Source organism: Mucilaginibacter sp. RCC_168, from assembly GCF_041355315.1.
Lineage (GTDB): Bacteria > Bacteroidota > Bacteroidia > Sphingobacteriales > Sphingobacteriaceae > Mucilaginibacter.
The window spans coordinates 31193-43567 of record NZ_JBFUPN010000005.1 but is presented as its reverse complement, the minus strand read 5'-3'; the positions used below and the strand labels follow the sequence as shown (position 1 = coordinate 43567).

General features: G+C 43.7%; 10 protein-coding genes. 1 reads left to right on the top strand and 9 read right to left on the bottom strand.

Annotated elements, in window-relative coordinates:
• Positions 1–48 precede the first annotated feature (48 nt).
• The 7 genes from AB6735_RS05515 to AB6735_RS05485 form a co-directional block, all read right to left on the bottom strand.
• Positions 49–2379: a multicopper oxidase domain-containing protein gene (locus AB6735_RS05515; RefSeq protein WP_370994852.1), complete on the bottom strand. Its 2331-nt coding sequence runs from the start codon at positions 2377–2379 to the stop codon at positions 49–51.
• Positions 2380–2394: 15 nt separating this feature from the next.
• Complete coding sequence (locus tag AB6735_RS05510; protein WP_370994851.1) at positions 2395–2910, bottom strand: DUF3347 domain-containing protein; 516 nt, start codon at positions 2908–2910, stop codon at positions 2395–2397.
• Between the two features lie 122 nt (positions 2911–3032).
• Positions 3033–3437 carry a hypothetical protein gene (locus AB6735_RS05505; protein WP_370994850.1) on the bottom strand — a complete coding sequence of 135 codons (405 nt, stop codon included), beginning with the start codon at positions 3435–3437 and terminating at the stop codon, positions 3033–3035.
• A 112-nt stretch (positions 3438–3549) separates the two neighbouring features.
• Positions 3550–3972, bottom strand: a complete 423-nt coding sequence (locus AB6735_RS05500) for a DUF1801 domain-containing protein (RefSeq protein ID WP_370994849.1) — start codon at positions 3970–3972, stop codon at positions 3550–3552.
• Positions 3973–4601: 629 nt separating this feature from the next.
• Positions 4602–6032: a COG3014 family protein gene (locus AB6735_RS05495; RefSeq protein WP_370994848.1), complete on the bottom strand. Its 1431-nt coding sequence runs from the start codon at positions 6030–6032 to the stop codon at positions 4602–4604.
• Positions 6033–6148: 116 nt separating this feature from the next.
• Positions 6149–6742: a penicillin-binding protein activator LpoB gene (locus AB6735_RS05490; RefSeq protein ID WP_370994847.1), complete on the bottom strand. Its 594-nt coding sequence runs from the start codon at positions 6740–6742 to the stop codon at positions 6149–6151.
• A 49-nt stretch (positions 6743–6791) separates the two neighbouring features.
• Positions 6792–7226, bottom strand: coding sequence for a hypothetical protein (locus AB6735_RS05485; protein ID WP_370994846.1), 435 nt, complete (start codon positions 7224–7226; stop codon positions 6792–6794).
• 502 nt (positions 7227–7728) lie between these two features.
• Here AB6735_RS05485 and AB6735_RS05480 point away from each other — a divergent pair.
• Positions 7729–8340, top strand: coding sequence for an FMN-dependent NADH-azoreductase (locus AB6735_RS05480; RefSeq protein WP_370994845.1), 612 nt, complete (start codon positions 7729–7731; stop codon positions 8338–8340).
• A 348-nt stretch (positions 8341–8688) separates the two neighbouring features.
• On the opposite strand, the gene AB6735_RS05475 is transcribed toward AB6735_RS05480, so the two are convergent.
• Positions 8689–11640: an endopygalactorunase gene (locus tag AB6735_RS05475; protein ID WP_370994844.1), complete on the bottom strand. Its 2952-nt coding sequence runs from the start codon at positions 11638–11640 to the stop codon at positions 8689–8691.
• Positions 11641–11899: 259 nt separating this feature from the next.
• Positions 11900–12277 (bottom strand): hypothetical protein, encoded by a 378-nt coding sequence (locus AB6735_RS05470; protein ID WP_370994843.1) that lies wholly within the window; start codon positions 12275–12277, stop codon positions 11900–11902.
• Between the last annotated feature and the right edge of the window lie 98 nt (positions 12278–12375).

Here is a 12375-nt window from a genome sequence, read left to right as displayed (position 1 = left end):
ACGTGTAAATATTTTGTAGAGACGCATTGCATGGGGCTTTTTAACAAGTTAATAGGTAAGTGTTAAGCCTCCCCCCCAACCCATGTCGCTATCATAATGACTGGATAGCGCGAAATTGCGGGTAAAAATGTACCTGAACCCTGCCGCGTATTCCTTATCCGTATTACCCATAAAGGTAAAACGCAGGCGGCTGGTAAGCGGTATATCATCCCTGCTAAGTTGAAATCTTAGCTTGCCATTACCATCAATACGGGCATCGGCTACTATCAGCATGGGCAGGGTATAAGCTAAACCGGCAACTACTGTTTTGCGGTTATTTTTATTGCTTACCTGACCGAACAGGTTCTTTTCAGGCCCGCCATTTTCTTTCTTGTAATGGTAATCAAAACCACCATAAGCATATAGCCATTGCATACGACCAAAATATCGGCCCAACATGGTTTCACTTTCGTAACCATCATGATCATGCAGACCAAGGTGCCACAAGGTCGAAAACTTCCAGCGGGTATTAGCCAGTGAAGCGGTACCATCGCTGCCATTGCTTTCCAGCCCGACTCTTGCCGATGCATAAAAATGCTGATCATCCGCATAGATCTTTTTGATGGCTGCTGCCGGATCAGGGATCTCGGGATTAGGCGGTGAATTTTCATAACTGAAGATACGCCCCATGCCGCTCATCATGTGGTAGAGGATATGGCAGTGGAAAAACCAGTCGCCGCCTTCGCTTGCCCTGAACTCAATGGTGTCCCTTTCCATCGGCATAATATCCAGCGTGTTTTTTAATGGTGAATGATCGCCCTGGCCGTTCAATACCCTGAAGTAATGCCCATGCAGGTGCATAGGGTGCCGCATCATGGTATTGTTGTACAGGATGATGCGCACGTTTTCGCCCTTTTTAATCAGGATCTTGTCCGACTCAGAAACGGTTTTGTTGTTTATCGTCCACACATAACGGTTCATATTGCCGGTAAGATCAAACCGCAGTAATTTGGTTGGCCCTTCGGGGAGGGTGGTCACCTTGGTTGATCGCAGCATACCATAATTCAGGGTAACGATATCGGAAGAATTACCGCTCATGTCTATGCCATCCATATTCATGTTACCCATATCCTTATCATCAGCTTTTTTATCGCTCATGTTCATACCTCCCATTTTGTCGGCTTTCTTGTTTTTTGGGCCACTGGTTTTTTGAGGCTCACCTGTTATTTCGGGATACATCACGGTATTCATATCCATCACCTGGTTGGTCATGGTCATGCCATCCATCTCCTTCATGTTGCCTTGCATGTCCATCATCCCGTTCATCATTTTCATGCCCTCAAAATATTTCAGGCGCGACAGATGGGTGGCTTTATGCTGTGTACCCGAACCCAGCCAAAGCGACGTGTATTTGGTTCGATCTTCTGGAGTAGCTAAAAATTCATAGCTGCCATCTTTGGGGATGGTGACCACCACATCATAAGTTTCGGCAGTAGCGATGATCAGACGGTCAACCTTTACAGGTTCTACATCTTCGCCATCATTGGCTACTACGGCGATCTTACCACCCGCATAATTAAGCCAGAAATAGGTTGATGAACTGCCGTTAACCACGTGCAGCCTCACCTGGTCGCCGACCTTAAACTGCGGCGCAGTGCTCTCCGGTTTGCCATTGCTGAAGAATCGGTCATAGAATACATCGCTCACATCCATGGCTGTCATTCGCTTCCATTCGTTGGTAATTTTGGTTTTAAACTGACCTTCTTTAATAGCCTCAGCATAGTTCTGTGTGCTGCCTTTGCGTATGGCATACCAATCGGTAGCATTATGCAGCAGGCGCTGTACCTGTTCAGGATTTTCATCTGTCCAGTCGCTCAGTAACAAGGTATAATCCTTAATGGATGATGATTGCTTTTCATGAATGATAAAAGCGCCATACATCCCGCTTTGCTGCTGGGTCATGGTATGCGAATGGTACCAGTAAGTGCCATGCTGTACCAATGGGAATTTATACAGATGTGTTTCACCAGCTTTTACCGGCGATGTGGTCAAATAGGATACGCCATCGTACCGGTTAGGCAAAATAAGCCCATGCCAGTGGATGGATGTTTCCATCATCATGTTATTATGCACGTAGATCTCGGCAGTATCACCCTCGGTAAAGGTAAGGGTAGGTGCCGGTATCGATCCGTTAATGGCCATTGCGGGCCTGGCCTTACCGGTGTAATTTACCGTGGTATCGCTTATATATAAATGGTAAATCTCCCTGTTGCCTATTTTGGTATAGAAAGGCTCCCGCTTAACGCCGGCACCCTGATCCATTTTCATAGATAGGTGATGCTGACCGAAAGCAGTAGCCGCCAGGAACAGATTTACCCATATTAAAAGGTAAGTCTTCATAAAAAAGCCTGTTTGTTATTTGGCAGCCGGAGCCAGTGTTTCTGTTGTTTTACCGCAGGTTAGCATTTGCTTTCCGTAGTATGGATTTTTAATGGTGTTGCTTTCACTCAACCAGGAGGCCTTTTTCATAGGGCAGTATTGCTCATAAACCGTATTGGTGTTCAGTTTAAGGCCTTTAACTACGGCATACATGTTTTTAGATAAACTCGTGAAATGTTCGCGCTGGTGATCAATAGCATCGCTCTCGCTGATATGGCGACTATCAAATTCCAGTTTTTCGGCATAGGTCATCCACAATTTATGCTGATCGGCAGTTAACTTATCCATGGGCACAGCGGCAATGGCGGTTAATAGGTCTTTGGCTTTTGCTTTGGTTTGCGCGTTGTTATCGGCAGTAAGGGCATTCTTAACGTCCAGGTAAGCGCTTAATACATTGTTTACAGCGGTATTGGCTGTTTTATCCTGGGCTTTTACGGTTGAATAAGTGATCAGTACGGTGAAAAGTATTATGAAGGATTTTAACGTTCTCATGATTTTTATGATTAAAAGTAATTAATTTTTTGATGGTTATATCGTTGATTGACAGTTAGTAACCATATAGCTGTCAAATGACAGGGCATCCTATTGCCAGGCTTAAAAACAGAATTACTTTATCAGATTTGGAGAGAACGTTGTTGTATGGCTATCGCTTTGCCCGAGAGACCCGGAGGGGCCTTACCTAAACTTAGCTTGAACGAATTTAAAACAAGGTACTGTGTAGCAGCCGGTATTAGCTGAAATGGTCTGGTAACAATAGCTACCAATGACGCTTGAACATCAACACCTGCTGGTTTTATATTTTCTTTGATCACATAATTGCCATGCTTTTTGCAGCAATCGCAATCATCGTTTTTGGAATTGTGTTTATGGTGATGTGGAGAGCTGCCATGATTCATGGCCTGCATAGCCATTTGATTGCCCATTAAGCTTTGGCCTGTACAATGTACCAGGCATACGAACATCCCTGTGGTGAGTAACAGGTAAAATGCTGCTATGCTTAAAACGGTGGCTCTTTTCATCCAACAACAAAGTTAAAGCATTATAACGGATATGTTTTATAAAATTTTATGTGTCATTTATAAAATTTTGGTCAATAAAAGCTCTTGGCTAAGGGGCTAAAGGTAATAACCATTACTGAGGGCCATATTTCGCTTTGATATAGTCTATCGTAGAAGTGATCATTTGCCGGAGTATCCCCTCGTTAATATCTTCCAGTTTTTTGATGTAGGTACAGCCTTTCCCGGTTTTGTGCTTGCCGAGTTTCGCGAGTAGCTTTTCTTTTTCCGCAGGCTCCTGCATGAGGTAAAGGCTAATTTCAGCCTTGCGTGGAGAGAAAGCGACCAGCGGCATATCGCCCTCGCGACCGCTCTCATATCTGTAATGGCAGCTGCCAAAGCCTACAATAGCGGGTCCCCACATTTTGGCTTTCAGGCCGGTTTGTTCTTCCATGATTTGTACCAGCCTGAAGCTATCCTTGCGCTTAGTTTCATCCGGTACCGCATTCAGAAACTCGGTTACACTGGCGGTGGTTTCTTTAGTTTTGTTTTCGGCCATGGTTTGACAGGTTGAAAGTGACAGGTTCCTGAAATAGATACAAGTTAATTAAAAGATTTTATAAAATTCAAACAACCACAATCAGCAGAAAACTTTTTAAACCTTTATTTTAACACTTTTCTTATCAAAAACGGGGTGGAAATGAATCGAAAACTGCTCAAAACTCATTCATAACTATCTATTTTAACACTTTTTAACAAATTTTTGACACGATTTTTAGGATTTAAAAAGATTAACTTGATTGATAATCAAATAACTACATGTCAGTCGGTGGAATTTTGAGACCTTTTTTCTCTTTAACCAAACAGCCCTGCTTACAATTTTCAAGTAAGCAGGGCTGGTGATTGAATATACTTAAAGATACAGAAAATGTTTGGAATTTGCAATGGGATAGTCGCTATAAGGAAGGGATAAGTAATAACTAAAGCCATGTCATTGCGAGCGCAGCGTGGCAATCTCTATGCTTTACAGGGCGAAGTGACGTATCATCTTAATCTTCCTGTGTAGAGATTTGCTTCGTACCTCACAATGACGTGCTGAGAAAGAATGCTTTTCTTTCCACCGCAGGTGAAGAGAGGGCGATCCAGCGAAGCGTAGATGGGGTGAGTCAATTCCGGTTTGAAACCTTTTTATCTTAATGAAGAATAATTATAAAACTGGAGCCGGCCGGTGCCGTTTACTTTGATTGTTTTTGTTTCGTCGGCGCCGTGGCTGTTTTTTAAGGTAAGACTAATCTGGTTTTCGCCTTTTTGCAGTGGAATGCGCGCGTATGAAATGTATGATGGCAGGGTTTGCCAATTGCGGGTATCGGCTTTTTCAGAGAGCAGGCTGTACAGCTGTATGCCATAACCTATGCCTTGCAATAAGGAGTTGGTATTGCCATTGTTATCTTTAGCGGCGGCACGTACCGAATATTCTGCTATCTTTTTTACAGCCAGCCTGGAAAGTACCTTGCCCATCTCGTTTAAGGTACGTTGCTGTAGGGTTTTAAAGGCCAGCTCATTGATATCCTCGGCTTTTTCAAGTGGGATCTGCTGCTGGTTACTGGTGACTACCGCGCCTGAATAATATGGGGTTTGGGCCACGTATTTTGGCCAGGCTACACGCAGGCTTTCTACCGATTTGGTATTTACTTTATTCCTGTCGCCGCTATAATTGAAAGGGATTACCAAACCACCGGCTGCATCGGTGAAGAAAAGGTCGCCGTTGTTGTTCCGGATCAGGCTGAAAAATAAGTCGACCTGGGTTTTAACCGGTGCAAGGCCGTTTTCCCAAAAAAGGATCAGCTCGCCGCCTTCGCTGGGTTTGGGCAGTACATAATTGCTGATACCGAAGGTTGTTTCAAATTGATCTGCCTCTGTCGTAAAACCATTAAGCATAGCCGTACGGATCACATCCTGCTGCAGGCCAAGCGGCATAGCAGTACCGTAATAGGTTTTATCGGGGTTTTTCAGGTACAGCTCGGCCGCGTTACGGTAAGATATAAATGCGTTATTAACATCGTTATTGCTTTCATACAACATGCCCTGCAGCATGAGCGAAAACGCGTCGTTTGAGTAACGGCTATCCTTATTGTTAAATTTATCGCCTTGTACCTGTGCCTGCAGACTAATGCGCCTGGCTTCTACAATGGCATCCTCCGTATTGTGCAGGTACATGTAATTGAGCGCCTTGTAATAATGGATCATGAATTTCTCAAAATCCTCACCTTTATAGCGTTGCGTCATGGGGTTTACCAATGCACCAACAGCCTCATCTGCCGCACTGGTAAGGCCATGTTCCAGCATCGAGTCGGCCTCATTAAAATATTGGTTGCTGTTCTTATATTCTCCGTTCAGCTGACTTATCCTTCCTTTTTCCATCAGGTAAAGGAGCCGGTTACGGGGTTTTTGGATCAGGCTGTTTTTGTCCAGCTCAGTCTCGGCCGCTTTGTAATTCCCGGCCGAAACATTTTTATAATACGGAAGAATACGGTCATTATAAGATGCGCAGCCCGACAAAAAAAGCATCAATCCTATAACAGATGATGCCAGGAGAATATACTTGCGGAGGTTTATCATTATTTATAAGGTATCAAGTAGCTAGTATCAAGTATCAGGACAGCTTCACAAGGCTGCATAAATAGTATTCAAAAAATCTTGATACTTGATACTAACTACTTGATACTAAAAGCAGATTAGTTTTTTACGTATTTGGCTATTTTCTTTTCGCCTATCCAAACTACTTCGTTGGTTTGGATGTTGGTCAGTTCCAGGTTTACCTGGTAGTAAACTACTTTTTGGCGTTTGTGCGCGTCAACAATGGAGTTAATAGAACCTTGCAGTATATAATCGGCACCATTTTCCAAACCGAATTTTTTCATGCTTGAAACGGTAGCGTTGGTTTGCTGATCTTCTTTTTCGGCACGCAGCTCTTCACGTTTTTTGCCGCCCTGTACCAAACGTACTTTTTGAGTTTGTATAAAGGCGCTTTCCACATCTTTTACAAAGGTTTCGGCATCAATATGTTCGTGGCTTTTGTTTTGAACAAAACCCACAATAACTACCGGTCTTTTTCCCTGGTGCTCTTGCTGGTGTGTATTGATCCAGTTGGCATTTAATATTTTATCGGTAAGATCGGCTGCTACTAATCTCGAGTCGCTGTTGTTCCAGTTTCCGCTGATATCGATAGTTTCGTCTGTACTAACACGCGTTACTTGTCTGGAGCATGAGGCTACTAACATTCCTGAAACTGCAAGGGCAGCAACTGCTATAATTTTGTTGAATTTCATGTGTATTGTTCGGGGTTTTATATAGTAAGATTGTATTTGATGTAAATTGTTACCAGCCAAATCCTATTCCAACGCTGGTACGTCCGCCCCAGCCGCCACCACGGTGGCCACCCCAACGGTTGCCCCAGCTACCGCCCCAGCCGCTATTCCAGCCCCAATTACTGTAGGGGTACGAGTAGCCGCCATAAAGGCTCCATGATGGTGAATAATCATAACCGTTCATACGTTCCTGATGGCGCCATTCGCGGTTTTGCCTGCGGCGTTCCAGTCTGGCCTCGTACCAATCGTAAGCTTTATAGGTGTTTTGAACAGTAGTACCGTGCAGGCTGTTCAAGCTGTCGGCTCCACGCATATATTTATACTGACTTTCCAGATATCTGGGATTTTGATCAGGTTCTAAAGCGGTTGTTTGTTGGGCGTGTACTACGCCGCTGTAAAAACAACCTATCAGTAAGCTGGCAATGATAATTAATTTCCTTTGCATGACTTTAAATTTGATGTAGCAAAAATAAGTAAAAACAAATCGCTTGTACCTACACAAAGTTGACGTACAGTCATTTATTTAACGTTTTTTAACTATAACGATCATATATAAACGAATAAAAAAGCGGCTCTGCCATTTTGATGGAGATATGCTTTTCCTATCAGACTTAAATTGTAGGGAATGGATTAATGGGGGTTGCAAATAAATTTGGTTTGAAACGCCCTGATATCGACTCACCCCGACTTCGCTGCGCTCGTCACCCCTCTCTCCGCTTCGCGCATAGAGGGGTTTTCTTTTTTCTTTGCCCTCTTTCTGCCAAAGGCGAGAGAGGGTGGTCCATCCGCCAGCTGGCGGAGATAGATCGCTGAGTTGGCTATACTCCATACTATTTCATCAAAATTTGCTTACTACTATACTAAAGGATATTACTATCCTTTAGTATAGTAGTATCCTTTACATAGTTATAGTAAATACCTTTGACCAAACAAAAAAATAAGAAACAATGAAAAAGATATTGAATATCATTTCGAGTGTTAAAGGGAACGAATCCTACAGCAATAAGCTATCTGGCGCTATATTGGAAAAACTGACCGCTGCTTATCCCGGCAGCACTGTGCAGACACACGATCTGACCAAAAATCCATTCCCTCATCTGGAAGCATCAAAGTTCACGGCGTTTTATACACCAGAAGAAGCACGTACGCCTGAGCACCGCGAGGCTGTTAAACACTCTGATGAAGCGATACGTGAGCTTAACAATGCTGATATCATTATAATTGGCGTGCCGATGTATAATTTTGGAATCCCGTCTACATTAAAATCATGGATAGACCATATTGTTAGAGCTGGTGTTACTTTTAGCTATCAGGAAGGTGGTATGCCAGAAGGTCTTGTAAAAAACAAAAAAGTTTACCTGACTATCGCTTCGGGCGGAGTATTTTCTGACGGCCCCTTGAAAAGTTACGATTTTACAGAGCCATACCTGAGAACCGTTCTTGGTTTAATTGGTTTGACAGACATCACCACTTTCCGTGTGGAGGGACATTTTAGAGGCGAAACCAAAGAAACCGCTTTGCCCAAAGCATTGGGTGCTGTTGAGGAATATGCTTATTAACTATACTGGAGTAGACTCTTAGAGGTGGTGCGGTGATAACACCGACCACAAGCTCAACTACGTGAGTTTTTAAGAAAGAAAGAAATAAAAAGGTTGTCATTTCGGACGGTACGAGGAGAAATCTTCTGGGATTCGCAATTGAAACTTTGTATTACGCAGAAGATTTCTCTTTCGCGCAACGCTCATACCCTCCCATGCTCTATCGAAATGACAACCATTTTTATAGGGGCTGTCATCCTGAGGAACGAAGGATCTTCTTCAATATGTCTTGACGAAGAAGATGCTTCACTCCGTTCAGCATGACAAATTTATTCTTTAATAAGGCAAGAGCTCGGGATATTGGCCCATTTAGTTATGATCAATCTGCGACGTTAACGTTGCCGGCGCATTTCCCCAGGTATCATGATAATAAACCGAGTTGGTTACCTGTATATTTTGAGCTTGTTTTGTACCAATCACCTTAGAATTATCCTGTGCCTGCACGGCTTTTATATTACTGATCCGTGCCCCGATCACATCGTCCAAAAACAGGGCATAGCGGCTGTCGCGTTTTTCATAATTAAAGGTGCAATTATTGATGGAGATATCTTTTACATGCCTGACCCAAAGCCCGTAGGAGGGCTGGATCTTCAAATCGGCTACATTGTACTGCCCTACACCAAGTTCAGCCGGAGCGCTGGCTGTATCGGCTAATGGGTTGCCGCCCTTTACCAGGAAATTGACATCATCAAAAACTACATTTTTAATATAGCCCGTATGCAAACCATTGGGAAGTTTAAAATCCAGCCCGCCGGTAACATCGGCATTATCAGGGAGCTTGTAGCCGGCAATGATCGGGGTGGCCTTGCGTTGGGATCCATCGTAGAGTTTCCGTTTGCCACCGTATGAACTGCCACCATAAACTTCATACACATCCAGGCCTTTGAGGTTAATGTTTTCAACCAGGCCAATGTTTACGTTTTTAATCAGCAGTTCATCGTGTTTTTTGCCGTTTTCGGTAAATACATATCTGCCGGCTTCGGCGCCGATAACCCGCCCGCGATTAGATATGGATATAAAAAATGGCGTGGTGGCCCGGTACATTTTAGAGCGCTCCCGAATAGGGCCCGTTCGGCCGCTGTTAAGGTAAATATCTTTTACATGCCCGCCATCGTTGGTGGATATGGAGAATCCGGCTTTATTGGCGCCCAGCACATAAATATTATCTACGTAAACCTGCGTAATGTCATCTGCAGTTTCGGAGCCTAACTGGATGAGGTTGCAGTTAGTATCGCCAATAATGTTGCGTACCAGGTAATTACTGGCCGGACGGGTAAAGCCCAGCGAACAATCGGAGCCGGGTTTTACCACATCATCGGAACTAACCCGAGAAAAAATGTTGGTCACCCTTACATTGTTACACTCCATAAAATCATACACATCGCGCACATTGGTTTGATTGTTTTTGCAGATGTAGGTATCATGAATGTTGATGCCATCGGTACCGGTAGCCAATAAGGCGAAATGCCCCGAGCGATCGAGCTTGAGCATATTATCACTGTCGAATACTTTTGTGCCATTGCTGCCTATATAATAAGGTTCATCTTTAGTTTCATCATACCACAGATCTTCTGGGTGATAGATGCCGCCAATTTCAATATGGGTACATAGTTTGAGTGAAAATAACTTGTCGCAGCGATTATCTGGTGCGTTTTTCATTACGCCGTCGCCGTTAACCAGGCTGCCGTTCCCGTTGATCTGGCCGTTGCCAATAATTTTTACATTGTCGAGCCGTTCGCCAGAGAACATAGCGTTTTTAAAATAATGGTGACCGACGTCCTGCTTGGTCATATAGTTTTCCGGGTCGGCATAAGGACCAGCATCAGTAGGGGAAAGACCCGAGCGGTATTTACGGTCGCTAAACCAGGTTGATTCCGGTGCATCACCGCCTTTCAGGGCTTTGATGATGGCGTCTTTTTCCAGGTACAGGAAAACATTGCTTAGCAGGTGAACGGTGCGTACCATATAGGTCCCCTGGCTAAATAACAGGGTGCCGCCGCCCAGCTGATTGATATAGGCGATGGCCTTGTTGATGTTTTCGGTATCATCGGCACCGCTGCCTGTAACGCCAAAAGACTTGATATCTATTTTGCCCGAGTAAAACCAAACAGCATTGGAATAACCTTTTTGTATACCATTTTTAACGCTCAGTTTAAAGGTGTACAATGTATTGGGGGCCAAGCCCCAAACCGATGCGGTGGCTGCTTTAATGTCGATTTTGGCTTTTGCAGCCGACCATGTTTTGCCTTTATCTGCAGATTGCATTAATTGCAGTCCGGATGCATTACCCCCTTTTCTCCATTTAAAATTTGCCGTTGTATACATTGTCGGTATTTCGCGGTAGCTCATGGTTGTATCAGGTAACCGTTCCAGATCAGAAATGGTGCGGGTGGCGGTTAGTATTGCCGTTTCGGAACCGGTGCCCGGACTTGTTAATACTTCCGGTTTAGACGTACTGTACACTGCTTTGAACAGATATCTCCCGGCTTTTTTAAGATTCACACCGCTGATCCTGAGCTTAAGATCGGCGCCGTTTGCTGGTCTCAGGTCGAGATGGCTGAAGGTGATGACCGATCCACTAACCGACGATCCGGAAATAGTTACATCGCCAACTTTAGTGTAAGAGTACTTAGTACCCACCCTCCCGATGGATTGCGTGGCGAGGCCACTTAGCTTTACATCGCCCCGGCCTATAACGTTTACTGTTGTGTTGTCCATAGTAACGGTAATGCCGGCGGGGATATAAACTTTTACAGTTGCATCCGGGCTGCGTTGTCCCGCTGTGAAAGATAATACGATATCGCGGCGGGTATTGGCGGTTATGAATGGATTATCTAAACTCAGGCGACCGCTCAGCGCCATGGATTTAACAGCAATGCCATACGGTTTGGTTAATGCTCCCTTTGATGTTACTACAAGCTTATCACCGGTTTGTATATCGCCACTGGTTTTTGTTATGCCGGTTTTATCGATGATGGTATAGTGTTGAACAGAGCCATCGGCAGATGCTAATTGTCGCGGCAAATCATTTACGCTTACTTTGGTGGAGATGAGACCCTGGTCTTCGGGTGTATCCACCGTAAACAGGAAAGTAGTACCGCTGATGAGCACCAGTGAATCGTTAGTTATCCGCGCGATGTTCCTGGCGTTTTTACCAAAAGCTATACGGGTGCCTGCCCGTTGTGTTTGACTTTTTACAACTATTGCCGACAGCGCAAAACACAAAAGGAACGCGAATTTTATTGCAAATAACCTGATCATATTATCAATATCAAATAGCTCGGGGAAAGAGGGGCTGACCGGGGCGAAATCAGCTATACAAATAAATAGGAAATTGCAACAGTGCGCCTATCAATTATTGACTAACTATTCATCTATTTTGACATTCTCAATAGATCTAAACATAAATTTACCTGAACACCATAAAGTGCTTTATAATTGATGCCTGTAATGAGGTATATAACAGCAAAGTCTCATCAATTTGATGAGACTTTGCTGTTATTGAAAATGAGATGATACCTTAATTAGGCGCGCTCCATCCATCGCCCCAGCCACTACCTCCGGTATTTTTTGACTCTTTTATCAGTTTATCATACTTTGCTGCTTGTTTAGCAGTTAAAACGGCTTTTATTTTGGTTATGGTAGCCGTGCGAAGAGGTTTTATAGCAGTTAACATTTTGTTATTATCGCCATGCGCATCTGTCTTGATCTTATCAAACTTTTTGGACGACTCCTCGTATATTTTTTCAATCTTAGTGGTTTGCGCATTATTGAGCTTAAGCTGTTTTTGCAGCTCCTTAGCTTTTTCGGCCGGACTATTGGTTCCCGGGTGGTTTTGGGCATTGCTTGCCGTTGTTATTCCAACAAGGATGAAGCAGGCTAATAAAAAATTTCTCATGGCTTAAAATTAGAGTTGATGGTCAATTATTTATCTAAATGTAATCTATTTTAACAATATATAAAAGCTGTAATACCACTGGTTGTTTTTTAAAATAG